General features: G+C 73.0%; 24 protein-coding genes. 15 read left to right on the top strand and 9 right to left on the bottom strand.

Annotation, left to right across the window (positions count from 1 at the left end; translation table 11 throughout):
- Positions 1-2: 2 nt before the first annotated feature.
- Positions 3-1,547, bottom strand: a complete 1,545-nt coding sequence (locus tag ABME02_RS09900; RefSeq protein ID WP_353815124.1) for an FAD-dependent monooxygenase — start codon at positions 1,545-1,547, stop codon at positions 3-5.
- Positions 1,548-1,623: 76 nt separating this feature from the next.
- Here ABME02_RS09900 and ABME02_RS09895 point away from each other — a divergent pair, with 76 nt between their 5' ends.
- A complete protein-coding gene (locus ABME02_RS09895) occupies positions 1,624-2,199 on the top strand; it encodes an RBBP9/YdeN family alpha/beta hydrolase (RefSeq protein ID WP_353815123.1) in 576 nt (191 codons plus the stop codon).
- Here ABME02_RS09895 and ABME02_RS09890 read toward each other — a convergent pair.
- Positions 2,162-3,019, bottom strand: a complete 858-nt coding sequence (locus tag ABME02_RS09890) for a DNA/RNA non-specific endonuclease (protein WP_353815122.1) — start codon at positions 3,017-3,019, stop codon at positions 2,162-2,164. The two genes, ABME02_RS09895 and ABME02_RS09890, sit on opposite strands and share 38 nt — an antisense overlap.
- A gap of 128 nt (positions 3,020-3,147) precedes the next feature.
- Here ABME02_RS09890 and ABME02_RS09885 point away from each other — a divergent pair, with 128 nt between their 5' ends.
- Positions 3,148-4,737 carry a molybdopterin-dependent oxidoreductase gene (locus ABME02_RS09885; protein ID WP_353815121.1) on the top strand — a complete coding sequence of 530 codons (1,590 nt, stop codon included), beginning with the start codon at positions 3,148-3,150 and terminating at the stop codon, positions 4,735-4,737.
- Between the two features lie 79 nt (positions 4,738-4,816).
- Complete coding sequence (locus ABME02_RS09880) at positions 4,817-5,035, top strand: hypothetical protein (RefSeq protein ID WP_353815120.1); 219 nt, start codon at positions 4,817-4,819, stop codon at positions 5,033-5,035.
- A 30-nt stretch (positions 5,036-5,065) separates the two neighbouring features.
- On the opposite strand, the gene ABME02_RS09875 is transcribed toward ABME02_RS09880, so the two are convergent.
- Positions 5,066-6,052, bottom strand: a complete 987-nt coding sequence (locus ABME02_RS09875; protein WP_353815119.1) for an acetylxylan esterase — start codon at positions 6,050-6,052, stop codon at positions 5,066-5,068.
- Between the two features lie 156 nt (positions 6,053-6,208).
- Here ABME02_RS09875 and ABME02_RS09870 point away from each other — a divergent pair, with 156 nt between their 5' ends.
- The 3 genes from ABME02_RS09870 to ABME02_RS09860 all read left to right on the top strand — a co-directional run bounded on the left by ABME02_RS09870 (position 6,209) and on the right by ABME02_RS09860 (position 10,401).
- Positions 6,209-8,176 (top strand): gluzincin family metallopeptidase, encoded by a 1,968-nt coding sequence (locus ABME02_RS09870; RefSeq protein ID WP_353815118.1) that lies wholly within the window; start codon positions 6,209-6,211, stop codon positions 8,174-8,176.
- 21 nt (positions 8,177-8,197) lie between these two features.
- The gene (locus ABME02_RS09865) at positions 8,198-9,439 is read left to right on the top strand and encodes an MBL fold metallo-hydrolase (RefSeq protein ID WP_353815117.1); all 1,242 of its coding nucleotides are present in this window, start codon (positions 8,198-8,200) and stop codon (positions 9,437-9,439) included.
- Positions 9,440-9,528: 89 nt separating this feature from the next.
- Positions 9,529-10,401: a carbohydrate kinase family protein gene (locus ABME02_RS09860; protein ID WP_353815116.1), complete on the top strand. Its 873-nt coding sequence runs from the start codon at positions 9,529-9,531 to the stop codon at positions 10,399-10,401.
- Between the two features lie 28 nt (positions 10,402-10,429).
- On the opposite strand, the gene ABME02_RS09855 is transcribed toward ABME02_RS09860, so the two are convergent.
- From ABME02_RS09855 to ABME02_RS09840, 4 genes are all read right to left on the bottom strand, one after another.
- Positions 10,430-10,855, bottom strand: a complete 426-nt coding sequence (locus ABME02_RS09855) for a pyridoxamine 5'-phosphate oxidase family protein (protein ID WP_353815114.1) — start codon at positions 10,853-10,855, stop codon at positions 10,430-10,432.
- A gap of 59 nt (positions 10,856-10,914) precedes the next feature.
- Positions 10,915-12,339, bottom strand: a complete 1,425-nt coding sequence (locus ABME02_RS09850; protein ID WP_353815113.1) for an MBL fold metallo-hydrolase RNA specificity domain-containing protein — start codon at positions 12,337-12,339, stop codon at positions 10,915-10,917.
- 3 nt (positions 12,340-12,342) lie between these two features.
- Positions 12,343-13,179: a universal stress protein gene (locus ABME02_RS09845; RefSeq protein WP_353815112.1), complete on the bottom strand. Its 837-nt coding sequence runs from the start codon at positions 13,177-13,179 to the stop codon at positions 12,343-12,345.
- A 117-nt stretch (positions 13,180-13,296) separates the two neighbouring features.
- A complete protein-coding gene (locus ABME02_RS09840) occupies positions 13,297-14,214 on the bottom strand; it encodes a DNA-3-methyladenine glycosylase family protein (RefSeq protein ID WP_353815111.1) in 918 nt (305 codons plus the stop codon).
- Positions 14,215-14,309: 95 nt separating this feature from the next.
- On the opposite strand from ABME02_RS09840, the gene ABME02_RS09835 reads away from it, so the two are divergent.
- The 5 genes from ABME02_RS09835 to ABME02_RS09815 all read left to right on the top strand — a co-directional run bounded on the left by ABME02_RS09835 (position 14,310) and on the right by ABME02_RS09815 (position 19,502).
- The gene (locus tag ABME02_RS09835) at positions 14,310-15,308 is read left to right on the top strand and encodes a TIGR00341 family protein (protein ID WP_353815110.1); all 999 of its coding nucleotides are present in this window, start codon (positions 14,310-14,312) and stop codon (positions 15,306-15,308) included.
- Between the two features lie 64 nt (positions 15,309-15,372).
- Positions 15,373-16,539: a trans-sulfuration enzyme family protein gene (locus ABME02_RS09830; RefSeq protein ID WP_353815109.1), complete on the top strand. Its 1,167-nt coding sequence runs from the start codon at positions 15,373-15,375 to the stop codon at positions 16,537-16,539.
- A gap of 64 nt (positions 16,540-16,603) precedes the next feature.
- Positions 16,604-17,119, top strand: a complete 516-nt coding sequence (locus ABME02_RS09825; protein ID WP_353815108.1) for a hypothetical protein — start codon at positions 16,604-16,606, stop codon at positions 17,117-17,119.
- A gap of 88 nt (positions 17,120-17,207) precedes the next feature.
- Entirely contained in the window at positions 17,208-18,215 is a 1,008-nt protein-coding gene (locus ABME02_RS09820) for a hypothetical protein (RefSeq protein ID WP_353815107.1), read from the top strand.
- A 9-nt stretch (positions 18,216-18,224) separates the two neighbouring features.
- Complete coding sequence (locus ABME02_RS09815; protein WP_353815106.1) at positions 18,225-19,502, top strand: DNA polymerase domain-containing protein; 1,278 nt, start codon at positions 18,225-18,227, stop codon at positions 19,500-19,502.
- On the opposite strand, the gene ABME02_RS09810 is transcribed toward ABME02_RS09815, so the two are convergent.
- Positions 19,499-20,086 carry a TetR/AcrR family transcriptional regulator gene (locus tag ABME02_RS09810; protein WP_353815105.1) on the bottom strand — a complete coding sequence of 196 codons (588 nt, stop codon included), beginning with the start codon at positions 20,084-20,086 and terminating at the stop codon, positions 19,499-19,501. The two genes, ABME02_RS09815 and ABME02_RS09810, sit on opposite strands and share 4 nt — an antisense overlap.
- A gap of 78 nt (positions 20,087-20,164) precedes the next feature.
- Between ABME02_RS09810 and ABME02_RS09805 the strand changes: the two genes are divergently transcribed.
- From ABME02_RS09805 to ABME02_RS09795, 3 genes are all read left to right on the top strand, one after another.
- Positions 20,165-21,241, top strand: a complete 1,077-nt coding sequence (locus ABME02_RS09805; RefSeq protein WP_353815104.1) for an SDR family NAD(P)-dependent oxidoreductase — start codon at positions 20,165-20,167, stop codon at positions 21,239-21,241.
- Between the two features lie 161 nt (positions 21,242-21,402).
- Entirely contained in the window at positions 21,403-22,419 is a 1,017-nt protein-coding gene (locus ABME02_RS09800; protein ID WP_353815103.1) for an SDR family oxidoreductase, read from the top strand.
- Positions 22,420-22,522: 103 nt separating this feature from the next.
- Complete coding sequence (locus tag ABME02_RS09795; protein WP_353815102.1) at positions 22,523-22,693, top strand: hypothetical protein; 171 nt, start codon at positions 22,523-22,525, stop codon at positions 22,691-22,693.
- 6 nt (positions 22,694-22,699) lie between these two features.
- Here the strand turns inward: ABME02_RS09795 and ABME02_RS09790 are convergent, their stop codons facing one another.
- Positions 22,700-23,884 (bottom strand): low temperature requirement protein A, encoded by a 1,185-nt coding sequence (locus ABME02_RS09790; RefSeq protein WP_353815101.1) that lies wholly within the window; start codon positions 23,882-23,884, stop codon positions 22,700-22,702.
- 160 nt (positions 23,885-24,044) lie between these two features.
- Between ABME02_RS09790 and ABME02_RS09785 the strand changes: the two genes are divergently transcribed.
- Positions 24,045-24,698 carry a DUF305 domain-containing protein gene (locus ABME02_RS09785; RefSeq protein ID WP_353815100.1) on the top strand — a complete coding sequence of 218 codons (654 nt, stop codon included), beginning with the start codon at positions 24,045-24,047 and terminating at the stop codon, positions 24,696-24,698.
- The last annotated feature ends 99 nt before the right edge of the window (positions 24,699-24,797 follow it).

Genomic DNA, 24,797 nt, shown 5'->3' with positions numbered 1-24,797 from the left:
GCTCAGCCGTCGAGCTGCTCGAGGAAGCTCGCGGGCACCGCACCGCGTTTCGCACGTCGCCCGGCCGCGACGCTCGCCTCGGCCGCGACGAACCCGTCGGGTCGCACGAGGTAGAGCCGGTCGGATCGGAGCCGACCCGCCGCCGGCGGGAACACGTGGTGCTCCAGGCCGAGCGACCCGGCCACCGCGCGCACGAGCTCCGCGGGGGCGCCGTAGCCGTGCACCTGCCATCGGAACGACCGCAGCGCGTCGAAGTTCGACGGGTCGGCGCCGGCGTAGGGCAGCCGCTTGCCCACGATGTCGTCGCGCACCTGCGACCGCGAGGCGCGGCGCGGCGACATCCGGTACCTGATCCGGATCTGCGAGATGAGGCCGAAGATCCGCTCACCGCCGAGGATGCGGGGAAGCATCGGCGCGAGCACCGGTCCGACCGTGGGGATCATCCGCCCGCGGATCGTGTGCGCCAGCTCGGCCTCGGACGTCACGTTCGAGAAGATCCGGTCCGTGGTCGCCACCAGCTTCAACGCGACCGGACGGCGCTCGGCTTCGTACCGGTCGAGGCGCGCCGGCGGCATCCCGTCGACGAGCACGTCGCCGAGCGCGTTCGCCAGGTTGTGCGCGTCCTGGAGACCGGTGTTCATGCCCTGGCCGCCGACCGGCGAGTGGATGTGCGCCGCGTCCCCGACCAGGAAGCACCGGCCGTCGCGGAACCGGGCCGCGACGCGGTGGTGCAGGCGGTACGTCGCGAACCACGTCGACGAACGGTAGCCGACCGTGAACCCCCGGGCGAGGCGCGAGCGGAGGAGCTTCTCCGAGAGCTCGTCGGCGCCCTCGAGTTCGGTGTCGCGCACGACGCCGAGGATGCGGTGATGACCCTCGCCGCCCATCGGGAACGACAGCAGCAGGTCGTCGGGCGCGAACCGCACGTTCACCCAGCCCTCGACGAGCCCGCTGACGCCGACCGCGTCCGCGACGAAGAACGTGTGCTGGTTCGTCACGCCCTCGAACGGGATGCCGTGCAGGTCGCGCACGGCCGAGTGCGCGCCGTCGGCGCCGATGACGTGCCGGGCCTCCACCACGATGGGGCCGTCAGGTCCCTCGAGCGTGGCCGAGACCAGCGAGGTCTGCGAGCGGAGCCCGACGAGGCGATGGCGCCAGCGCACCTCGCGCCCGGACTCGGCGAGCGCGTCGACGAGCAGCCGCTCGTTGCGGCTCTGCTCGAAGACCGTGAGGTCGGGGAACGGCGTCAGCCCCTCGCCGAACCGGCGCAACGGGATGCGGCCGAGCTCGCGGTGCCGGAAGCAGAGCACGGCGCCCTGCGCGTCCGCGCGACCCGCGAGGACCCGGTCGGCGAGCCCGAGCTGGTCGTACAGCTCCATCGACCGCGCCTGCACGAGCAAGGCGCGGGACTCGTGCGTCGGACCGTCCTTGGCGTCGACGACGATCGCGTCGACCCCGCGGCGCGCGAGGACGACCGCGGCCATGAGCCCGCTCGGTCCCGCGCCCACGACGAGCACGTCGGTGCGGAGGATCTCGGGTTCCGCCATGACCCCAGCCTGTCACCGGGCGCGCGATGACGGAATGCGTCACGGCGGCGCGGCTCGGGATGCCATGCTGGGCGCCGTGACCCACCCCCTCGTCATCGTCCCCGGCATCGGCGGCTCCGGCCCCGGGCACTGGCAGTCGCGCTGGGAGGCCGCACTGCCGGGCACCGTCCGCATCGCCCCGGCGTCGTGGGACGAGCCGGAGCTCGCCGACTGGGTCGCCGCGATCGACCGGGCGGTGGCGGCGAGCCACGCGCCGCCGGTGCTGGTCGCGCACAGCCTCGGCTGCCTCGCCGTGGCGCACTGGGCGGTCGAGGCGGATGCCGCGTCCGCGCGCACCGCGGGCGCGTTCCTCGTCGCACCGCCCGACCCCGCCGGGCCGGCGTTCCCCGACGCGGCGACCGTGGGCGAGTTCACGGCGGCCGTCGGCCCCATCGGCATCGCCGCGACGGTGCTCGCCTCGTCGGACGACCCCTACTCGGAGCTCGCACGGAGCGCGGAGTTCGCGGCGACGTGGGGAGCGGGGTTCGTCGAGCTCGGCGCGCGCGGGCACGTGAACGCCGCGAGCGGCCTCGGCGAGTGGCCCGAGGGGCTGCAGCTGCTCGAAGACGTCGCGGCTACGGCGCGCCGAGCAGCAGGTCCTCCGGCCGCGTGACCTCGCGCGGCCCGGCGGCCGCGAGCGCTCGCGGCATCCGGTCGGCGGCGACGAGGGCGGGCATCTCGAGCCCGGTGAGCGCCGCGACGTCGGCCACCGGCACCTGGAACGTGCGGAACGGGCCGAGGTCGGGCACCTCGGTCGCACCGGACTCGACGCGCGTGCGCTCGCGCGCCGCGATGCCGGCACGGCTTCGGAGCGGATCGTCGAGGTCGACGACGGGCGCCTGATCGAGGACGAAGCCGGCCGTCGCGAGCTCCTCGCCCGAGCGCCACGCGACGACCTTCACGAAGCGCAGGGGCACCCGGATGCCGCGGTACGGCGGATCGTCGGGCGCGAGCACGGGCGCGGTGAAGACGCTGAGGCGCTGCTCGTGCACGCGCGCGAACTCGAGCACGTGGTCCTCCAGTCCGTTCCACAGCTCGAGCGACTGGTTGAACTCGGCCTGCTGCGGCGCGGCGTTGGGGTAGCGGAAGGTCTCGGCGTTCGCACGGGCGGCGACGTCTGGCGGACCCCAGACGGGGTCGCGGCGACGCACGAGGTGCCCGCGGTCGAGGTCGTTGCGCGCATACACCTCGGGCCCGGCCTGCCAGTCCTCCGGGATGCGGGCGTCGTATCGCCAGTCGTCGCCGCGCTCGACCTCGACGAGCGCGGCGCCGTCGACGTTGACGCCGGTCATCCGGGCGAATCGACGACGTGTGTCGAGCACGATCGTGAAGTGCAGGGAGTCGAGCGCGACGGATGCCGCGGCCGCGGGATCCGCATCGGGCACCGCGGGCATCGGTGCGTCGACCCCCAGGAACCGCGCATCGAAGCCCATGCGCCCAGCACACCACGTGCCGCCGACACCGTGCGGGCGCCGCCTCGCCGCGCGACGCCCAACCGGATCACGGGCCGCGACGAACCACTCGCAGCGGGCATCCGACGCCCCGCGGACGTGGAGGGGACATGGCGCGAACGAACCGACCGGTGCGGGCTGCCCGACTGCGCTTCGTCGCCTGGGCCGCCGCCGCCGGCATCGCGGCCGGCGCCGCCTTCCTCGCGGTCGCCGAACTCCTCGCGCTGCTCGTCGCCCGCACCGCGAGCCCCGTGCTCACGGTCGGCGCGTTCGTCATCGACGTCGTCCCGCAACCGCTGAAGGAGTTCGCGATCGCGGCGTTCGGCGAGGCCGACAAGCCGGTCCTGCTCGGCGGACTCGGCCTCGCGGTGGTGGTCGCGAGCGCGGCATGCGGGATCCTGCAGCTCGTCCGGCCGCCGCTCGGGCTGATCGCGCTGGGGCTCGCGGGAGCCGCGTCCGTCGCCGCGGGCGCGACGCGGGCCGGCGCATCGGGATGGGCCTGGCTCCCGGCCGTCGCCGGCACGGTCGCCGCCGTGCTGTTCCTCCGCGAGGCGATCGTCCGGCTCCGCGCCTGGCGCGACCGCGAACGCGAGCCCACGGGCGCGGGCGCGGGCGACGAACCGAGCCTCCGGCTCGACCGGCGGCGCTTCCTCGCGCTGACCGGCGTCGCCGCGGCATCCGCCGTCGTCGTCGGCCTCGGCGCGCGACTCGCGAACGCCGCGACCTCGTCCATCGAGTCGATCCGAGCGGCGCTGCGCCTCCCGGCGCCGCGATCGGTCGTGGCGGTGCCGGACGGCGCCGAGCTCGGCATCCCCGGCCTCAGCCCGCTGATCACGCCGAACGCCGAGTTCTACCGCGTCGACACGGCCCTGACGGTTCCCGAGGTGGACCCGTCGACGTGGCGGCTCGTCGTCGACGGGATGGTGGACCGGCGCATCGAGCTGGGCTTCGAGGACCTCGTCGCGATGGGGCTCGGCGAGTTCGGAGTGACGCTCACGTGCGTGTCGAACGAGGTCGGCGGCGACCTCGTCGGCAACGCGATCTGGCTCGGCGTGCCCGTCCGCGACGTCCTCGCCCTCGCCGGCCCGCGTGACGGCGCCGACATGGTGCTCTCGCGGAGCGTCGACGGCTTCACCGCGTCGACCCCGCTCGAGGCGCTGACCGACGACGGGCGCGACGCGATCCTCGCCGTCGGCATGAACGGCGAGCCGCTGCCCCTCGAGCACGGCTTCCCCGTGCGGATGGTCGTGCCGGGGCTGTACGGCTACGTCTCGGCGACGAAGTGGCTCGTCGGCCTGACGGTCACGACCTTCGCCGACGACGAGGCGTACTGGACGCCCCGTGGCTACAGCGCCGAGGCGCCGATCAAGCTGTCGTCCCGCATCGACACGCCGAAGCCCGGCCGCCCGGTCCCGGCGGGCCGGGTCGTCATCGCCGGGATGGCGTGGGCGCAGACGGTCGGCATCGACCGCGTCGAGGTGCGCATCGACGACGCCGACTGGCGCCCCGCGACGCTGTCGACGCCGATCAACGCCGACACCTGGGTGCAGTGGATGCTCGAGTGGGATGCCGCTCCCGGCACCCACTATGCGACGGTGCGGGCTGTCGACCGCGACGGGCGCGTGCAGGTCGAGGAGCGCGCCCCGATCGCGCCCGACGGGTCGACGGGCTGGCAGCGCACCCTGATCACCGTCACGTGAGCTGTCAATGCCTCGACGGATGCCGCACCCGCGACGACCATCGGAGGAGGCGGCCCGAACGCCGTCGGAGGGAGGGACCATGGCCGAGACCCCTGACACCCAGGACGAGCCGATCGAGGAGGGCGCGGTCGACGCGAGTCGAGCCGACCGCGTGGCCGGGATCCTCGAGCAGGTGCGCAGCGACGTGCGCCTCGGTCACGCGCGCGACGAGGAGGCCGAGCTGCGCCTCCGGTTGGCCGACGCCGGGATCGCCGCATCCGACGAGGAGATCGAGCGCTACGTCGCGCGCGAGCTGTGATCGCGCCGGGGCGTCGACGCGCCGCTGGCGTCAGCGTGCCGCCGACCCCCTCGACAGCACCTGGGCGAGCCAGGCCGCCTGCCGCTCCCAGTGCACGCCCTGCCCGCCCTCGTGCTCGTTGAACGCGTACTCCACGACCTCGGCGCCGACCGCGTGGTGGTTCGCCGCGGCGTAGACGGTCGACGGCGGGCACACCGGATCCATGAGCGCGACGGAGACCAGCGCGGGCGCGCTCGCGCGCTTGGCGAAGTTCACGCCATCGAAGTACGACAGCGTGCGGAACACGGTCGGCGCGGCATCCCGGTGGATCGCGAGGTAGCGCACGATCTCGTTGTACGGATCGCGATCGGTGAGTCCGACGGACCGCTCGAAGCAGCACAGGAACGGCACGTCGGGCATCGCGCCCACGAGCCCCTCGACGAGCCCGGCCGCGGCGAGCGCGATGCCGCCGCCCTGCGATCCGCCGGCCACGGCGACGCGCGTCGGGTCGACCGCCGGGAGGGAGCGCATCGCGTCGACGGCGAGCACCGCATCGGTGAAGACGCGTCGGTAGTAGTACTCGCCCGGGTCGTGGATGCCCCGCGTCATGAACCCCGGGAACGACGGGCCCGTGCCGTGCGGGTCGGGCGTGCCGCCGCCGGTGCCCCACGCGCTGCCCTGGCCGCGGGTGTCCATGAAGAAGTGCGCGTACCCGGATGCCGCCCACTGGAGCCGCTCGTGCGGGAGACCACGGCCGCCGCCGTAGCCGTTGTACTCGACCACGGCGGGCAACGGCCCCGACGCATCCGCCGGCGCCAGGAACCAGCCCTTCACGGGGTCGCCCGCGTACCCGGAGAACTCGACGTCGTAGACCTCGACGAGCGCGAGCGGTGAGTCGACGCGCGTCAGCCGGGGCGGCCGCGCGGCGGCGCGCGACGCGGCGAGGGTGTCGGCCCAGAACGCGTCGAAGTCGTCGGGCTCGGCCACCTCGGGACGGAACGCGCGGAGCTCGGCGGCGGGCAGGTCGAAGAACGGCATGCGGGACTCCTCGCGAATGTCGGCCGGGGTGGACGCAACTCTACGGTGCGCATTCCCGGAACGGCGTGATGCGGGAATCAGTCGTGGTGCGGGAATCAGTGGAGGATCGTCGCCGGAATCCATACGCTCGGGATCATCGGGGGGAAGGAGTCGATCATGCGATCCGCCTCGAAGTTCTCATCGGTTCCGTCCGAGCAGTACGGGTCGCCGGAGATGCCCCGTGACCTGGGTTCGTCGCAGCCGACCGTTCGCGGGCACGGCACGCTGGCATCCCGGAACCTCCAGATCTACGCCTTCGACCCGCAGCTCGGCAGGCGGCGTCGGTTCCGGATCTCGCTGGAGATCCCCCACGAGTCCCTCCGCGTGGAACAGCACCAGGGCGTGAACGTCCGGCTCCGGGGCCGGCTGTTCGACGTGATCGACTACGACGCCGGCCGTGAGCAGTTCTACGAGGTGGTCGACCTCGAGAACCCGAGCCTCGTCGCGGGCGGCGGGCTCCCGCCGACGGTCGACGACCCGAAGTTCCACCAGCAGATGGTCTACGCCGTCGCCATGAAGGTGGTGTCCAACTTCGAGCGCGCCCTCGGGCGCCGCATGCAGTTCCGAGATCCCGTCACCCTCGTCCCCCATGCGTTCCATGGACGCAACGCGTTCTTCGATCCCAGCACGAACGCCATCTACTTCGGCTACTTCCGGGCCGATCCCGACGATCCGGGTGACAACCTGCCCAACCAGTGGATCTTCACCTGCCTGTCCCACGACATCATCGCCCACGAGGTCACGCACGCGATCGTCCACAACCTCCGACCCCGGTTCCGCGACGCCACCAACAAGGACGTCTACGCGTTCCACGAGGCGATCGCCGACATCGTCGCGATCTTCCAGCACTTCGGCTTCCCCGGCGTGCTCGCCGACGCCGTGCAGGCGGGTCGCACCGACCTGTCCCGACCGGGGCCGCTGCTCGAGCTGGCCGCGCAGTTCGGACACTCGACCGGCGGCGGCCGAGCGCTGCGCAGCGCGCGCGATCGGATCGACGAGATCGCGACCTACGAGGACACGTTCGAGCCGCACGATCGCGGCGCCGTGCTCGTCCGCGCGGTCTTCGACGCGTTCTTCTCGACGTACTCCGCGCGCGTCGAGGACCTGATCCGGATCGCGACGGGCGGAACCGGGTTGCTGGGGGAGGGATTCCTCGGCGCCGAGCTCGTCAAGCGGATCACGGACGAGGCGAGCGACACCGCGCAGCGCGTCCTCGACCTGTGCATCCGCGCCTTCGACTACCTGCCTCCACTCGACATCACGTTCAGCGACTACCTGCGGGCCCTGGTCACCGCCGATCGCGAGCTCAACCCCAGCGACCCGTACGACCTCCGCGCCAACCTGGTCGACGCGTTCCTGTCCCGCGGCATCCACCCGAGGGACGTGTTCTCGCCCAACGAGGAATCGCTCCTGTGGCCGGGCCTCACCGGCCCCTTCGGCGAGGTCCCCGAGGCGCTCGCACCGACGGTCCTCGACCGGCTCGCGGCCTTCGAGGTCGCCGAGTGGGGTGCGGCACCGGCCGGTGAGGCCGACCTCGACACGTCCGCCCGGATACGGAAGCGCCTCGAACGCCGGAACCTCGAGCGGCACGACCTCGAGAGCGAGGTGCGTGCGTACGGGCAGCGCCATCATGGACTGCTCGGCCTCGCGCCGGACTCGCCCGCCAGGCCGATCGAGGTCGACGGCCTCGACCTCGTGTTCCGCGTCGGCGGCGACGGCCTGCCGCTCACCGAGGCGACCGCGCAGTTCGTGCAGGTTCGCGACGACGGCGCCGTGGACCCGGTCGGCGGCCTCGACGTGCGGGCCGGAACCACCGTGGTGTTCTCGGGCGACGGGTCCCCCCGCTACGTGATCGCCAAGCCGCTCGCCGACGACGTCGACGAACAGGGGCGGGCGACGGGGCGGCTCGCCGGGATCTCCGAGTTCGTCGACCAGTGCGACCAGCGCGACCCTCGTTCGGCGTGGTTCGGCGACGACCGGGGATTCGCGGAACGCATGCAGGAGCGCTTCGACTTCGCGTTGGTCCACCAGACGGCTCCGGTGCGCCGAGCGGAGGACCCCGGGGCCGCTCGGGCCGGCGGGTGAGGGCCGAGGGGAGGGCGGATCATGGATGACGTCACGGTCTCGATGTACAACGTGGGCTTCGGCGACTGCTTCCTGCTGCGCATACCGTCGGATGGAGGTGAGCGGAAGGTCCTCATCGACTGCGGTTCGATCAAGCAGGGGTCGGCGCGGAGCATCGACGACGTCGTCGAGCGGATCGTCGCCGACGTCGACGACGGAACGGGCCCCTCGATCGACGTCGTCGTGATCACGCACCGTCACCGGGATCACGTGTCCGGCTTCGCGAGCGAACTCTGGCGACGCGTCGCCGTGTCCGAGGTGTGGTTGCCCTGGACGGAGGATCCGGACGACCCCGTCGCTCGCGACATCCTCCAGACGATGGCGTCATTCGCGCAGTCGTTGCGAGTCGATCGCGATGCGGGACGGTTCGCGGCGATGTCGGAGACCGAGATCGAGCTGGTCGACCACGTCATCGACAACACCCTCGCGCTCTCGAACGAGGCGGCGATGGCGACGGTGCACCGCGGCTTCAAGGGCGGATCGAGCGGGGCCGAGCGCCGCTTCCTCGATCGCGAGCCGGGCACGCTCGACACCGAGAAGGCCCTCCCCGGCGTGAACGTGCACGTCCTCGGCCCGTCGCGCGACGAGGACATCATCCGGGACATGAACCCGCCGTCCGGTGAGAGCTTCCTCCGCGTCGCCGACGACGGCGGACCCGATCTCGATTCGTCGGACCGCCTGCCGTTCGAGCCGATCGCGGTGCCGCCCCCGGACCTGCTCCCGGCCGCGGTCGAGGAGCGTCTCCGGGAGATCGCACGGCGATCGCTGCTGATGGGCGCCGTGGCGCTCGAGAGTGCCGTCAACAACACCAGCCTGATGCTCGTGTTCGAGATCGGCGAGGCGGTGCTGCTCTTCCCGGGCGACGCGCAGTGGGGCACCTGGAAGGTCAACCTGGACGACGACGTGCGCCGCGACCTGCTCGCGCGGACGACCTTCTACAAGGTCGGCCACCACGGGAGCCACAATGCGACACCGGTCAGGTTCGTCGAGGACGTGCTCAACGCCGACGGCCGCGACGACGTGTGGGCCGCGATCTCGGTGACGCGTCACGGCAGGTTCGTGAAGATCCCGAAGGCCGAGCTGGTCGACGAGCTCTCCGCGCGGATCGCCGACCCGACGCGACTCGTCCGGAGCGACGAGCCGCCGGCGGCGCCCGCACCCCCGATGACGGTCGTACGCGACGGTGCCGACGTCATCCGGTACGACTTCACCCTGTCCACCTGACGCGGCGGGGCCCGGTCGATGCGGCACCGGGGACCACGGCAGGATGGGGAGCGGATGCCGCGACCGACGCGGTCGGACGGGAGCATGGCGTGAGCGGCAGGGTCGTGGTCTCCGGGCCCGCATCGTGGAACCGGATCGTGCGACTCGAGCACCTGCCCGAGCCCGTGCCGCACATGCAGTTCGCGCACGGCGACCACGAGACGGTCGGCGGCACGTCCGCCGGCAAGGCGCTCGGGCTCGCCGCGCTCGGGCGCCCGGTGACGCTGTTCACCCTGATCGGGTCGGACCCCGACGGCGAACGCCTTCGCGACATCCTGGAGCGGGTCGACGGCCTCGGGCTCGACGTCGTCGACGGGGCGCGCACCGAACGCCACCTCAACCTCATGACGCCGCTCGGCGAGCGCGTGTCGATCTACCTGTCCACGCCCGACGACCGGGACTCGCCCGAGGACGATCGGCTGACCGCCGCGATGGAGGACGCCGCGGCGATCGTGCTCGACCTCTCGGAGCGGTCGAGGCGCCTCATCCCCGACGCGCGGGCCTCGGGCCGGCCGATCTGGACCGACCTCCACGACTACGACGGCACGAGCGAGTTCCACCGGCCCTTCCTCGACGCGGCCGACGCCGTGTTCCTCAACGCCGATCGCCTCGGCGGCGACCCCATGCCGTTCCTGCGACGGGTCGTCGACGGGGGCGCCCGTCTCGCGGTGTGCACCCTCGGTGCCGAGGGCGCCGTGGCCCTCACCTCGGCGAGCGGGAGCGTGACCGAGCACCGCGTCGACGCCGTGCCCGTCGAGGTGGTCGACGTGAACGGCGCGGGCGACGCCTTCATGTCGGGCGTGCTCCACGCCGTGCTCGACGGCGCCGGCATCGACGCGGCGCTCGAGGTCGGCGCGCAGCACGCGGCATCCGTCCTCGTCACCCGTCACCTGCACCCGACGCTCGACGCGCTCGTCGGCTGAGTCGGGAGGACGCCGACGAGCCGGCCGCTCAGCGCCGGAACTCGCGCCCGCGCACGTCGGTCGGCTGGATGCGCACCCACCGGTCCTTCGGCTCCGGCGCCCACGGGTGGACGCCGAGGGTCTCGGCGTGCTCGATCTCGCTCTGCCGCTCGAGCTGGCGCGCCTCGCCCTTTGCGACGACGCTGAACGCGTCCTCGTCGGTGTAGCCGTCCACCTCGAAGGCGACGTGCGAGTGGATCGTGAGTTCGAGCAGCTTGGTCCCGGCCGCGGTGCGGAAGACGATCGCGGGTCCGTCAGGGCCATCGCGATCGACCACGTGGTTCACCGGGAAGATGTCGACCTCGCCCGCCGCGAACACGGCGATGCGCCCGAACGGCGCCGCCTCGATGCGCTTCCAGCACTCCTCCTCGCTGAGGTGCTGCGTGGGGGGCCGCATGTCGTCCTGTTCGTCCATGGGGCTTCCTTTCCTGAGTCGTCCGGTGGTCGGGAGCGTATCGCGGCGGCGGTCGTCCGTCAGATCGACGCGTCGATCGCCGCGACCGGGTCCAGCGAGGCGGCGCCGGCCGACCTCGGCACGATCTCGGCGGCCTGACCCTGATCGGGCACGCGTGCCGACCACCCGAGTTCGCGTCGGATCCGCGCGCGCAGCGTGTCGGCCGCGTGCGCCTCGCCGTGCACGACCCACGTCATGCCCGGCGGTTCCGGCGTCCCGCGCATCCAGCCGAGGACCTGCTCGGCGTCGGCGTGCGCCGACATCGACTCGATCGTCACGACCTCGGCACGGATCGGGAGATCCCGTCCGAACAGCCGCAGCGAGCGCTCGCCCGCCTGCAGCGCGGCCCCGCGCGTGCCGCCCGCCTGGAAGCCGGTCAGCACGATCGCGTTGTGCGGATCCGAGCCGTACGCGTCGAGGTGGTGCAGGATCCGCCCGCCGGTCAGCATCCCGCTCGCGGAGAGGATCACGAGCGGGCCGCCGCGAAGGTTGAGCAGCTTGGAGTCGTCGACGGACGTGACCCGCCTGGCGAGGCCGTACATGCGCCGCAGTTCGTCATCGCCGAGCCGGTGCTCCTCGGGGTGGCGCTCGTAGATCTCGACGGCGTCGACCGCCATCGGGCTGTTCAGGTAGATCGGCACGTCCGGCAGCTCGCCGCGGTCCGCGAGGCGCGAGAGGTGGAGCAGCACGGTCTCCGTCCGGCCCACCGCGAAGGCCGGGATGAGCACCACTCCGCCCCGTCGCGTCACGCGGCGGATGACGTCGCCGAGCCGGCCCTCGGGATCGTCCGCCGGGTGCGCCCGGTCGCCGTAGGTGGCCTCGGCGACGAGCACGTCGCACGATTCGAGCGACTCGGGCGGGCGCATGAGCGGGTCGTCGGGGCGGCCGAGGTCCCCGGTGAAGTGCACCGTCGCACCGTCGACGTCGAGCCGCACCTGCGCCGCGCCGAGGATGTGGCCCGCGCGCGTGAGACGCGCCTCGACGCCGGGGGCGATGCGCCGCGACTCGTGGAAGTCGAGCGGCTCGAACCGCGGCATCGTCCGGCGGACGTCCTCCGACGTGTAGAGCGGGCGGGGGTCGGCGTGCCGCGACCAGTGGCGGGATGCCGCGTGGCGGGCCTCCTCCTCCATGAGGTACGCGCTGTCGGCCAGCATGATCTCGGCGAGTTCGATGGTGCCGGGGCTTGCGAGGATGCGGCCCGCGAAGCCGTCGCGCACGAGCGCCGGCAGGTACCCGGAGTGGTCGAGGTGCGCGTGCGTCAGCACGACGGCGTCGATCGTCGACGGTTCGACGGGGAACGGCTGCCGATTGCGTGCGCGGAGCACCTTGTAGCCCTGGAACAGCCCGCAATCGACGAGCACGCGGGTGCCGCCGGACTCGACGAGGTGGCGCGACCCGGTGACGGTGTCCGCCGCGCCGAGGAACCGGATGGTCCGCTCACCCATGGCCTAGCCCACGTCGCTGACCACGATGACGGGACCGGCGGCGCTCAGCAGGAGGTCGTGGCTCACCGATCCCAGGAGGAAGCGGGCCATGCCGCCCGCCGCATGGCTGCCGACGACCACGACGCTCGCGGTGTCGCTGTACTCGGCGAGCACCGCCGCGGCCGATCCGCGCTCGAGCCGTCCGGCGGGTTCGCCGCCGAGCGATCGCGCGAACTCGACGGCGTCGTCGAGCACGTCGCGTCGCATCTCCTCCATGAGCGCAACATCGCCGAGGTACTCGACATACGCGGAGTTCCAGCTCGTCGGCACGACCCACGCGTGCACGAGTTCGAGCGGGCGCCCGGAGCGGGCGGCCTCGTCGACGCCGACGCGGATCGCCGCGCGCGCCTCGTCGGACCCGTCGACGCCGACGACGACCGCGCGGCGCTCGACGGTCTCCCAGTCGGGCGGGACGACGGCGACCGCGCCGCGACCCCGCCTTCCCGCGAGTCGGGCGCCGAGGGTCCACGCGGTCTCGTGGCCGCTCTGCGACCCGCCGACGACGACGAGCGCGCCGCCGTCGAGGTACGCCGCGAGTTCCTTGTCGGCGCGGCCGTGGACCGTGAGGGTGTCGACCGTGCGTCCGGCGTGCTCGGCGCGCAGCCGCCCGGCGCGGTCGATCAACTCGACCCTCGCCTCCGGGAGGTCGCCGGTCGCCCGCAGGTACTCGCTCGACGTGTCCGCGCCCGGCACGGTGTGCACGATGAGGAGCGGTGCCGCGTCGTCACGGGCGGCCGCCCACCTCAGCGCTGCCTCCGAGTTCGGGGACCCGTCCCACCCGACGACGATCTGCGTGAACACGTCCGATCACCCCTTCGCGCCGTATCCCGACGGCGTGCACCCAGCCTCGCGCCGGGCGGTGCGCGCCAGTCGGGCCGAAGGTCACTCGGCGGGACGCGCCCTGCCGGGTGCGGGGGATCAGCGGCCGCGGTGGTCGACGAACGACATGCGCGGGCCGCGCCGGGGTCGCCCACGCAGTCCGGCCGCCATCATCAGTCGGATCACCCGGTAGCGCTGGCCTGCCCACGGCGCGAGCGCCTCGAGCATCTCGCCGTCGGTCATGTCGCGCCCGAACAGCGCGTGCCCGACGTAGTTCGCCAGGTGGTAGTCGCCGACCGACACCGCGTCGGGGTCGCCGAACGCGCGCTGCCCGACCTCGGCCGCCGTCCACGCGCCGATGCCCGGGAACAGGGTCAGCCGGGCGGCGGCGTCGGCGTGCACGAGGTCGGCCGCCTCCTCGATGCGGGAGGCGCGAGCCGCGACCCGCTGGACGGCGGCCGCGCGCTTCGGGTCGACCCCGGCCCGGTGCCACTCCCAGGCCGGGATGGCGCGCCATCCGTCGGCGGAGGGCGCGACGCGCATCGGGCGGGGAACCGGGCCGGGAGCCGCCGAGCCGAACGCGAGCACCAGGCGACGCCATGAGGCGTGCGCCTGCAGCGTGATCACCTTCTGCTCGAGGATCGCGGGCACGAGCGACTCCATCACCCGGGCGGTGCGCGGCACTCGGAGGCCCGGATTGCGCCGGTGCGCGGCGTCGAGTTCGTCGACGCCGGTGCGGAAGCCCGTCGTGTCGTCGCGCTCCCCGAGCATCGAGGGGGCGAGGGCGACCGCCGCCTGCGCACCGGGCCCCCACGCCTCGATGCGGACGAGGTCGGCGCCGCGCTGCACGATGCGCAGCGTCGCCGGGCCGGCATCGGTCAACGTCGCGCGCCAGACCGCGCCGTCGGGCGCGCGCATGAAGGTCGGGTCGCCGGGACCTCGTCGCAGCACGCCGAGCGTCTGCGCGACGTCGGTCTCGTGCGGAGCGCGCCAGTCGAGCGCGAGGTCGGGGCTCACCCCTCCAGTGTGCGCCCCGCCACCGTCTTCGCCCGAACCCGCATCCCGCGGCGTGCGCGGTTGTCGCGGCCCGCGCCCGGTGGGATCATCCGGGTGTGGCGAAGTTGACCGCGCTGCTGCTGCCGACGCTGCAGCGCAATCCGCTGACCGACCTGCTCGACCAGCTCGACCTCGGGTCGGGCGATCGCGTGGGCAAGCGGAGCGGCTTCGTGATCATGCTGGTGCTGTCGGGCATCATCGCCGCCGCCGGCGTCCTGCTCGACTCGACGGCCACCGTGATCGGCGCGATGATCATCGCCCCGCTGGGCACCCCGATCCTGGGCATCGCCGCCGGGATCGTGACGGGTCGCGCCCGGCTCGTCGTGGCATCCGTCGTCTGGGTCGCCGGTTCCGTGGGCGCCGTGATCCTCATCGGCGCCGCGTTCTCGATCGTGCTGCCGGCCGGCGCGAACCTCAGCGGGAACGCCCAGATCGCGGGGCGGACCTCCCCGCAGCTGATGGACCTCGTCGCGGCGCTCGCGACCGGCGTCGCGGGCGCCTTCGCGATGAGCCGGAAGGACCTCAGCGCAGTGCTTCCGGGCGTCGCCATCGCGATCTCGCTGGTCCCGCCGCTCGCGGTCGTCGGGGTCACGCTCGGCCAGGGGGACTTCGACGGGGCGATCGGCGCGTTCCTGCTCTTCTTCTCGAACGTGGTCGCGCTCATCATCGCCGGGGCGATCGTGTTCACGCTCGCGGGCTACTCGCGCGACGCGCTCGCGCAGCCCGTCCGACGCCGGCGCGCCTACACGATCATCTCGGTGCTCACGGTGCTGACCGTGATCCCGCTCGGGCTGAACACCTTCGTCATCGTGGCCCAGGCCACGTGGACCGCTCGGATCCAGGCCGCCGCCAACGAGTGGATCGCCGACGGCGAGGGCGAAGTCGACGGCATCACCTGGAAGAGCCTCGTCGCACGCATCTCGGTGCAGGCGCCGGGCGGGCGCATCCCCCCGGTGTCCGAACTCCGCGATGCGCTCGAGTCCCAGGTGCCCTCGATCGTCGGCGTCGAGGTGGACGTGACCGACGCCGTCGTGCACCCCGTCATCGACGAGTGAGGCGGTCGCCGCCGGCCGGTCGATCGGCGAGGATCGACGTGGAGCGTCGACGAGAGGACCACCCATGCACGACCGATCCCACGAAGCGCGGGAAGGCGATGCCCCGCACGAGCGGTTGCACCCGGAGACCGTCGCGGTGCACGCCGGCCGCCCGCCTCGCGAGCCCGACGGTCCGATGAGCACGCCCGTGCACCTCGCGTCGACGTTCCACGAGGGCGGCCCCACCGCGTACGGTCGGTACGGCAATCCGTCGTGGACCGCGTTCGAGGAGGCGCTCGGCGCTCTCGAGGGCGGGGCGTGCGTGGCGTTCGCGTCGGGCATGGGCGCGATCTCGGCGGTCCTCGCACTCGTCCCGACGGGCGGGGTCGTCGTCGCGCCGCGGCACTCGTACACGGGCACGATCGGCCTGCTCGACGACCTCGTCGCCACCCGGAACGTCACGGTCGGGTACGTCGACGTGCGAGACGCCCAGGCGGTGGCGGATGCCGCGCAGGGCGCCGACCTCGTCTGGGTCGAGTCGCCCACCAATCCCGCGCTCGAGGTGGCCGACCTCGCGACGATCGGCCGCGCCGCACGGGCGGCCGGCGCCCTGTTCGCGGTCGACAACACGTTCGCGACGCCCCTGCTCCAGCGCCCGCTGGAGTCGGGCGCCGACCTGGTGGTGCACTCGGCGACGAAGTCGATCTCGGGCCACAGCGACGTCGTCATGGGCGCGGTGATCACTCGCGACGCCGCCCTGCGCGATCGCATCGTGACGCGCCGGAGCCTCGGCGGCGCGATCCCGGGCCCCCTCGATGCATTCCTCGCGCTCCGGGGCCTGCGCACCCTCCCCGTTCGCCTCGAACGCGCCCAGGCCAACGCGCGGGAGCTCGCCGCCCGCTTCGCGGACCACGCCATGCTCGACGAGGTCCGCTATCCCGGCTTCGGCACGATCATCTCGATCGTCGTGACGGGCGGGGCGGATGCCGCGGAGCGCGTCGCGGCGTCGACCCGCGTCTGGGTGCACTCGACGAGTCTGGGCGGCGTCGAGTCGCAGCTCGAGCGCCGCCGCCGCTGGCCCGCCGAGGCGGACACGATCCCCGACGGGCTCGTCCGCCTCTCGGTCGGGCTCGAGCACGTCGACGACCTGGCCCGCGACCTCGAGCAGGCGCTCGAGCGCGCGGCCGAGCCGCGCGACGGCGATGCCGGCGTTTCTCCGAGGACGGTCCCGCCTGCGGCATCCGGCTACTGACGACGGCGGGGGCGCCGTGGCATCCGCGTGACCTTCGGCCCCCGCGCCCGCGCGGAGGCGGAACATGCTGGTGCCGACCCGGCCCGCGTCGGAGGGGGTGTCGACGATGACCATGCAGGGCATCGCGCGTCGCGTGCTGCTCACCGTGCAGATCTTCGTCGGCATCACGAGCGTGCTCGGCGGGGCGGCACTCGTGCTCGGGGGCGTGCTCGACTTCAGCGGGACTGCGATGGCGATCCCCCTCGACTACCTCGACGGGTCGCCGTTCACGTCGTTCGTGATCCCCGGACTCGCGCTCGCGCTCGTGGTCGGCGGCACGCACCTCGTCGCGTTCGTCATGCTCTCGCGCCGCATGCGCTGGGCGATGATCGCCTGCGCCGTCGCGGGCTTCGGCATGCTCGTCTGGGTCTTCGTCCAGATGGTGTTCATCCCGTTCAGCCCGCTGCAGGCGGTCTACTTCGGCCTCGGCCTCCTCGAACTCGCGGCGACCCTCGTGCAGCTCGACATCCTGCACCCGTGGGCGCACGCTACGGTGCACCGCGACCGCCGCCCCCACGCCGACGCCACGCACCCGAACTGAGCCGCGCCGGCGGCGCTTCCGCCGCCTCGTGATCCGTGCCATGGTGGGGACCGGGGGCACCTGCTGCCGGACAAGAGATGAGGTCGTCATGACCCGGATGCCGCGGAACGGAGTGTTCGCCGGGCGCCGCGCCCGTGCCGGCGCGTCGTTCCTCGCGGTCGCGGTCGTGCTCGCGGCGACGAGCGTGTCGGTCGACCTCGCCGTGCCCGGCTTCGCCTCGCCGGTCCAGCGCACGGTGGTCGGAGCCCTGTCCGATGTGGTCGAGGTCGTCGCGGTGTGGGGCGCGCTCCCGCTCGGTCTCCTGCTGCTGCTCACCGCCGGCGAGCCGCGCGCCTGGCGGCGCTGGGCGGCCGTGCTCGCGGCGGTCGCGGCTCCGATCGCGGTCCAGCTCACGGGCGTGGGCGATTCGCCGTTCTTGATCCTGCTCGCCCTCGCGGCCGCCGTCGGGGGGTACGCGCTCATCGCGCTCGGCCTGTCCGAGCGCCGCGGCGTCGCGGGCCGCCCCGAACGGGTCCGCGTCGCGGTCGCGGTCCTCGCCGCGGCCGAGCTCGCGGTGGTCGCGCTCGGTGCCCTGCACCTGCTGGTCTGGAACCCGATCGCGACCGTCCCGGAGCTCTCGCTCGCGCAGATCTATGCGATCCTCGTCGAGCGCTACGGCGTGATCGACGGCGGGCCGTTCGTCTGGGCGTTCGGCGCGACGCTCGCGACGGCCGCGGGGTCGATCGTCGCGATCCAGGGCGCCCGCCGCGGGATCGTCACGTCGCACGACGTGGTCACGGTGGGCCTGCTCCTCATCCACGCGACGACGTTCTTCCTCTGGTGGGCCGGATTCGCACTCGGCCTGCACTTGGCCGACGCGTTCGCGGCGGTCGGCGGCGACGTGTCGTCGGTCGGCTCGCTGCTCGCGCTGGTGGGGGCCTCGTGCCTCGCCGCCGCGATCCTCATCCAGCTGCGTCGCGCCCCGGTGCGGGACGACGAGCAGGCCGAGGACCTCAGCGGGGACGGCTCCGGCGATGAGGCCGATCCGCTGCGCACCGCTCCGACGACCTCTGACTCCGGCGGAACCGAGGGCGCGTCGGCGACGGTCACCCCCTAGCGTGGTGTCATGGCGGCCCGCAGCGACGACGCCATGGTCCTCGAGGTCGGGGGCCACGAGGTTCGCGTGAGCCACCCGGGGAGGGTGGTCTTCCCCGATCCCGGGCTGACGAAGCTCGACCTGGTCGAGTACTACCTCGCAGTCGCCGACGGCGCGTTGCGCGGCGCCGGCGGGCGGCCGATGGTGCTCAAGCGTTTCGTCAAGGGCATCGGCGGCGAACCGTTCTTCCAGAAGCGCGTCCCCGAGAGCCATCCGGATTTCATCGACACCGCGACGCTGCAGTACGCGCGCGGGACGTCGGCCGAGGAGGCGGTCGTGCGCGACGCCGCGGGGCTCGCCTGGGTCGTGAACCTCGGATGCCTCGACCTCAACCCGCACCCCGTGCGCGCCGAGGACCTGGACCACCCCGACGAGCTGCGCGTCGACCTCGACCCGATGCCGGGCGTCGACTGGTCGCAGATCGTCGACGTCGCGATGGTCGCGCGCGACGTGCTCGAGGACCACGGGCTGGTCGGCTGGCCGAAGACCTCGGGCTCGCGGGGCATCCACCTGCTCGTGCGCGTCGAGCCGCGATGGGACTTCCGCGAGGTCCGGCTCGCCGCGGAGTCGCTCGCCCGCGAGGTCGAGCGCCGCGCGCCCGGGCTCGCGTCGGCGCGCTGGTGGAAGGAGGAGCGCGGCGAGAGCGTCTTCGTCGACTTCAACCAGAACGCGAAGGACCGCACCGTGGCCTCCGCCTACTCGGTCAGGCCGCTGCCGGACGCCCGCGTCTCGACGCCGCTCGACTGGGACGAGGTCAGGTCGAGGCGGCCCGAGGAGTTCACCGTCACGACCGTGCTCGAGCGCTTCGCCGAGCGCGGTGACCCGCACGCGGGCATCGACGGCGCGGTCGGCTCGCTCGACGGGCTGCTACGCCTGGCCGAGGAGCTCGGTCCCGCCGAGAAGGCGCCGCGGGGCGCCGCGAGGGGGGACGGCACCGGGCGCCGCGTCTCGACGATGCCGCTGATCGAGGTGGCCCGCACCGAGACCAGGCCGGAGGCGCTGGACGCGCTCGAGCGATGGAAGGCGTCGAACGCCGGGGTCGTGCCGCACCTGACGCCGGCCGACGTACTCGTCGACGGCATGCGCGGATCGAGTTCGCTCTGGTACCGGGTGCGGGTGAACCTGCAGCACGTGCCGGAGGCGGAGCGGCCCGAACAGGGTCCGCTGCTCGCCGACTACGATCCGTGGGCCGGGCGGTGGCCGGGCGGGCCGGGGGGCGGCGCGCCGCCGCTCGCGGACGGCGACTAGCCGCCGCGCGGCTCGAACGCCGCGTGCAGCAGCTCCCAGGCCCGATCGGCCGTCGCGGCGCGCTCGGCCGGCTCGGTCCGCGCCACGAGGCCGGCGAGCATCGAGATTGCGAGGAGCACGTCGTCGACGTCGACGTGCGCACCGAACCGGCCGGTCTCGCGCTCGTGCGCGACCGCGGCCACGGCGATGTCGCGCACGCGAGCGCCGAGGCGCTCGACCCTGGGGTCGTGCGGGTGCGCGGTGATGAGGTCGATGAGGGCCGTCGAGACGATCGCCTGAGCGATCACGCCCTGGAGCAGCGCATCGAGTCCGGCGTCGGGCGGGGCGACGGCGGCCTCGAGCTCGTCGAGGTTCTCCTCGTAGACGGCGACCGCGAGCGAGAGCCGGTCGGGGAAGTGCCGGTAGAGGCTGCCCTGGCCGACGCCGGCCCGCTTGGCGATCGCGCTGAAGGGCGCGGAGAGGCCGTCGGCGGCGAAGATCTCGCGCGCCGCGGCGAGGAGGGCGCGCCGGTTGGCGGGCCCGGCGCTCGGGCCGAGGTTCGGCTTGCGCGGTTTGGGACCTTCTCCCTGTCGTCGCTCGGGCATGGGTGTTAGGTTACTACCGGACAAGGTTGTCCGGTGTCCGCGGAGGACACGGACCGAGAGAATCAGAAGGAACCCCTCATGAGCCCCAGCAAGCCCCTCACCGGCGACTCCTCGATCAAGACCTGGCTCGAGGACCCCGTCGGCGGGCCGATCATCCGCGACCTGCTCTCACAGGCCGGACAGGACCCCGACGTCCTCCGCCCGGTCCACCGCCTCGCACTCAAGCGCCTGATCAAGCTCAGCAAGGGCTCGTTCTCGCAGGAGATGGTGGACCAGCTGGTCGCACGCGCGGCGGCGGGCGAGGTCCCGGCCGGCGCGCCCGCGGGATCCGCCCCGGAGGCAGCCGCACCCGAGGCCGCGGCCGCCGACGAGGTCGACGCCGTCGAGCGCCCCGAGTGGGTCGAGCGCATCGACCAGGGCCGCTTCACCGGCAAGACCGTGATCGTCACCGGCGCCGGCTCGGGCATCGGCCGGGCCACCGCCTCGCGCATCGTCCGCGAGGGCGGCAGGGTCGTCGCCGTCGACGTCTCGCAGGAGCGTCTCGACGCCTTCGCGGCCGAGCACGACGGCGCCGAGGTCGTGACCCTCGTCGCCGACATCACCGACGACGCGAAGATCGCCGACATCCTCGCGGCCGCAGGCGGACGCATCGACGGCCTCGCCAACATCGCCGGGATCATGGACGACATGACCCCCATCGGCGAGCTCACCGACGCCGTGTGGGAGCGCGTCATGCGCGTGAACGTCGACGGCACGATGAAGCTCATGCGCGCGGTCGTGCCCGGCATGCTCGCGCAGGGCTACGGCTCGATCGTGAACACCGCCTCCGAGGCCGCCCTCCGCGGCTCCGCCGCGGGCGTCGCGTACACCGCGTCGAAGCACGCCGTCGTCGGCCTCACCAAGTCGACCGCGTTCATGTACGGCCCGAGCGGGCTCCGCGTGAACGCCGTCGCGCCCGGCCCGACCATCACCAACATCGAGGCGTCCTTCGCGTCGCCGCTCGGCGCGCAGCGCGTGCGCCAGGCGATGGCCCTGCTGCCCGATGCCGCGGAGTCCGAGGCCCTCGCCGCGTCGATCACCTTCCTGCTCTCCGACGACGGCATCAACATCAACGGCGTCGTGCTCGCGTCGGACGGCGGCTGGTCGGCCGCGTAGCGCGCACCGTCCCGAGCCCGCACGCCCCAAGTGAGGTTTGCCCGCCCAAGTGGGGTTCCGTACCTCACTTCGGCGCGCGAACCTCACTTCGAGTGCGGAGCGCGTGCGGGAGGGTGCCCGTGCGGGGAGCGCGTCGGCGCGCAGAGTGACAGCATGGGTCGATGGCCACGAGCGCGAAGCGGATCCTGTTCATCGGCGGCAGCGGCGTCATCAGCTCGGCCTGCGTGAGACGCGCGGTCGAGGTCGGGCACGACGTGACGGTGCTGAATCGAGGAGGCTCGTCGAGCCTGCGACCACTGCCACCCGACGTGCGACAGGTCGTCGCGGACATCCGCCGCCCCGACACGATGCGCGCCGCGCTCGGCCGCGGGACGGCGGACCCGCTCGAGTTCGACGTGGTCTGCGAGTTCCTCGCGTTCACGCCGGAGCACGTGCAGGCCGACCTCGACCTCTTCGAGGGGCGGATCGGCCAGTACGTCTTCATCAGCTCGGCGTCGGCCTACCAGACGCCGCCCAGTCGCCTGCCCGTCACGGAGTCGACACCGCTCGTGAACCCCGAGTGGCAGTACTCGCGCGACAAGATCGCGTGCGAGCAGCTGCTCGTCGATGCCGTGCGCGAGCGCGGGTTCCCCGCGACGATCGTGCGGCCCTCGCACACGTACGATGCGACGCTGATCCCGACGACCGGGCACTGGACCGACCTCGCGCGCATGCGCGCCGGGCGGCCCGTGGTCGTCCACGGCGACGGCACCAGCCTGTGGACGATCACCCACCACGACGACTTCGCCGTCGCGTTCGTGGGACTCCTCGGCAATCCGATGGCCGTCGGCGACGCGTTCCACATCACGGGCGACCACGCCCCGACCTGGAACCAGATCTACCGGTGGCTCGCGGAGGCGGCCGGTGTGCGCGACCCGGAGCTCGTGCACGTGGCGTCCGAGACCATCGCCGCGGTCCACCCCGACTGGGGCCCCGGCCTGCTCGGCGACAAGGCGCACTCGATGGTGTTCGACAACGCCAAGGTGAAGGCGCTCGTGCCCGAGTTCCGCACCACCGTCACGTTCGACGAGGGCGCCCGGCGCATCGTCGCGTTCCACGATGCGCACCCCGGACTGCAGGTCGTCGACCGGGTCGCGGATGCCGCGTTCGAGCGGATCCTCGCACTCCCCCGTCGGTGAGGTGCGAGGTTGCCGCGACCCGTTCCGCCGCACGCGCCGGCGGGTCTAACCTGAGGGCACGCGGCCGCCCGACCGCCGGGACGGCCATCTGAAGGGGGATGCCATGACCAGCTTCGTCGACCCGCTCGAGGGCCCGTTCAACCGGGGCCAGGAGGCGGAGATCGAGTACGAGGAGGAGCTCGAGGCGGAGGGCGTCGGCGAGGACGACGTCGAGTACGTCATGGAGGAGGTCGCCGACCCCGAGGACGACCAGGAGGAGTTCGGCGGGCGCTGAGCGCCGTCAACCGCCCTTCGGCGCGCTGCGCCGCATCCGCTCGACGCTCTCGCCGACCGCCGTCGCGACGAGGACGAGCGCGGCGAGCAGCCCAGTGCCGAGCGGATCCAGCCACGGCGACACCACGGCGACCACGAGGATCGCGGCGATACCGGCGATCTGCGCCCGGATCCACCGCCGCTCGAGCACCCGCCGGAACAGCACCGTGCCGGTGAGGAACAGCAGCGGGCCGCCGAGCACCGTCACGACCGCGGCGACGCCCTGCTCGTGCGGATGCCCGAGCACCTCCTTGTCGCCGACGCCGAGCAGCACGATGCCACCGACGATCAGCAGGTGCACCCACGAGTATGCGGTGCGCGCCACGCGTCCGGGTGCGTCGGACGCCTCGATGGCCTCGGACCCGATCCGCTCGCCGTGGTCGAAGTAGATCCACCAGCAGGCGGCGGCCGCAACGAACGCGGTCACGACGGCGATGACGCGATCTGGCGAGGACTCCTCCGCGACGAACGCGAATCCGGTCACGAGCAGGCCCTCGCCGAGGGCGATGAGCACGAAGAGCGCCGTCCGTTCCGCGATGTGCGCGCCCGAGACGTCCCACCTCCCGATCTCCATGCGTCCGCGACCGGGGACGGGGTAGCCGAGGATGCTGCCGACGAGCTCGACCGCGAGCGCCGCCGCCCAGAACGGCAACTGGGCGGACAGCGGCAGCAGGGCGCCGACGATCCACAGCGCCGATCCGGCGAGCGCCCAAGCGAGCACGTTGCCGAAGTCGTGCGCGACCTGGCGATCATGCCGCGCGGTGGCCCACACCATGAACCCCGCGCGGCCGAGCTTCAGCACGATGTAGGCGAGTGCGAAGGTCCACGCCCGGTCGCCGAACGCCTCGGCGATCGCGGCGCTCATGACGAAGGCGACGAAGGCGAGCGCGATGACCGCGATGCGCACCGGCACCCGGACGGGGTCCAGCCAGTTCGTCACCCAGGTCGTCGACACCCACGCCCACCACAGCGCGCAGACCATGATCGTGCCCTCGAGCGCACCGAGGACGGTCTGGTCCTCGTAGAGGTACGCACCGAGTTGGGTGAGGCCGAACACGAACACGAGGTCGAAGAAGAGCTCGACGTAGGTGACGCGATCGGCGCGCTCCGAGCCCGTGGGGCGGAGGACGTCCGTGCGGAGTCCGATGGCCATGCGGTCATCCTGCACCCTGCCGGGCGTCGACGGGCGGGATGCCTCGATGCCGGCGTTCGCGCGGGACGATGATCCGGGTTAGCCTGACGTGACCTGCGGCGCGGCGGGCCGAACCCGACCGCACGCATGACGTTCCCTTCGACGTGGATGAGGTATTCGGATGGCGGCATCGGCTCGGTCCTTCGGCGTCGCAGCAGCGCTCCTGCTCGCACTCGGCATGACCGCGTGCACGACCGGGAACGACTCGCCCGAGTCGACGAGCCCCGTGGTCCAGCTCGGCGCGCCGGGCGAGGAGAACCGCACGCTCTCGCCCGAGGAGGCCGCCGAGATCGGCCAGCCGGAGCACACCGACGCCGACATCGCGTTCATGCAGATGATGATCGTGCACCACGACCAGGCCGTGACCATGACGGAGTGGGTCGACGAGCGCACGACCGATCGCGACCTCCGGCTCATGGCCGAGCGGATGCGGGTCAGCCAGGAGGACGAGATCGAGTTCATGGCGAACTGGCTGCGCGATCGCGGCACACCGCTGGAAGGCGACCACGCGGACCACGGCGCCGAGATGATGCCCGGAATGCTCACCGACGAGCAGCTCGAGTCACTCGAGGCGGCCACCGGCGAGGACTTCGAGCGCCTGTTCCTCGAGTACATGATCCAGCACCACGGCGGCGCCCTCCAGATGGTCGCCGACCTGCGGGCGGCCGGCGGCGGCATGGAGATCATGGTCAACCGGTTCGCGAACGATGTCGAGGGCGACCAGGGCATCGAGATCGCGCGGATGCAGCAGATGCTCGCCGAACTGGGCTCCTAGCGCAGGCCTCTCCGCACCCCCGGACGTGACGATGCCCGGCGATCCGATGATCGCCGGGCATCGTCCTGCGGTGGGGAGGCCGCGAGGCCTCCCCACCGT

The organism is Agromyces zhanjiangensis (assembly GCF_040496055.1).
GTDB lineage: Bacteria > Actinomycetota > Actinomycetes > Actinomycetales > Microbacteriaceae > Agromyces > Agromyces zhanjiangensis.
Note: the sequence above shows the minus strand (reverse complement) of the source record. Positions and strands in the feature narration are given on the sequence as shown.

What these genes read in the sequence shown, in the direction of transcription:
- ABME02_RS09900 (WP_353815124.1), bottom strand. Translation starts at nt 1,547, where the DNA reads ATGGCGGAACCCGAGATCCTCCGCACCGACGTGCTCGTCGTGGGCGCG.
- ABME02_RS09890 (WP_353815122.1), bottom strand. Translation starts at nt 3,019, where the DNA reads ATGGGCTTCGATGCGCGGTTCCTGGGGGTCGACGCACCGATGCCCGCG.
- ABME02_RS09885 (WP_353815121.1), top strand. Translation starts at nt 3,148, where the DNA reads ATGGCGCGAACGAACCGACCGGTGCGGGCTGCCCGACTGCGCTTCGTC.
- ABME02_RS09880 (WP_353815120.1), top strand. Translation starts at nt 4,817, where the DNA reads ATGGCCGAGACCCCTGACACCCAGGACGAGCCGATCGAGGAGGGCGCG.
- ABME02_RS09875 (WP_353815119.1), bottom strand. Translation starts at nt 6,052, where the DNA reads ATGCCGTTCTTCGACCTGCCCGCCGCCGAGCTCCGCGCGTTCCGTCCC.
- ABME02_RS09870 (WP_353815118.1), top strand. Translation starts at nt 6,209, where the DNA reads ATGCGATCCGCCTCGAAGTTCTCATCGGTTCCGTCCGAGCAGTACGGG.
- ABME02_RS09865 (WP_353815117.1), top strand. Translation starts at nt 8,198, where the DNA reads ATGGATGACGTCACGGTCTCGATGTACAACGTGGGCTTCGGCGACTGC.
- ABME02_RS09855 (WP_353815114.1), bottom strand. Translation starts at nt 10,855, where the DNA reads ATGGACGAACAGGACGACATGCGGCCCCCCACGCAGCACCTCAGCGAG.
- ABME02_RS09850 (WP_353815113.1), bottom strand. Translation starts at nt 12,339, where the DNA reads ATGGGTGAGCGGACCATCCGGTTCCTCGGCGCGGCGGACACCGTCACC.
- ABME02_RS09830 (WP_353815109.1), top strand. Translation starts at nt 15,373, where the DNA reads ATGCACGACCGATCCCACGAAGCGCGGGAAGGCGATGCCCCGCACGAG.
- ABME02_RS09825 (WP_353815108.1), top strand. Translation starts at nt 16,604, where the DNA reads ATGCTGGTGCCGACCCGGCCCGCGTCGGAGGGGGTGTCGACGATGACC.
- ABME02_RS09820 (WP_353815107.1), top strand. Translation starts at nt 17,208, where the DNA reads ATGACCCGGATGCCGCGGAACGGAGTGTTCGCCGGGCGCCGCGCCCGT.
- ABME02_RS09815 (WP_353815106.1), top strand. Translation starts at nt 18,225, where the DNA reads ATGGCGGCCCGCAGCGACGACGCCATGGTCCTCGAGGTCGGGGGCCAC.
- ABME02_RS09810 (WP_353815105.1), bottom strand. Translation starts at nt 20,086, where the DNA reads ATGCCCGAGCGACGACAGGGAGAAGGTCCCAAACCGCGCAAGCCGAAC.
- ABME02_RS09805 (WP_353815104.1), top strand. Translation starts at nt 20,165, where the DNA reads ATGAGCCCCAGCAAGCCCCTCACCGGCGACTCCTCGATCAAGACCTGG.
- ABME02_RS09800 (WP_353815103.1), top strand. Translation starts at nt 21,403, where the DNA reads ATGGCCACGAGCGCGAAGCGGATCCTGTTCATCGGCGGCAGCGGCGTC.
- ABME02_RS09795 (WP_353815102.1), top strand. Translation starts at nt 22,523, where the DNA reads ATGACCAGCTTCGTCGACCCGCTCGAGGGCCCGTTCAACCGGGGCCAG.
- ABME02_RS09790 (WP_353815101.1), bottom strand. Translation starts at nt 23,884, where the DNA reads ATGGCCATCGGACTCCGCACGGACGTCCTCCGCCCCACGGGCTCGGAG.
- ABME02_RS09785 (WP_353815100.1), top strand. Translation starts at nt 24,045, where the DNA reads ATGGCGGCATCGGCTCGGTCCTTCGGCGTCGCAGCAGCGCTCCTGCTC.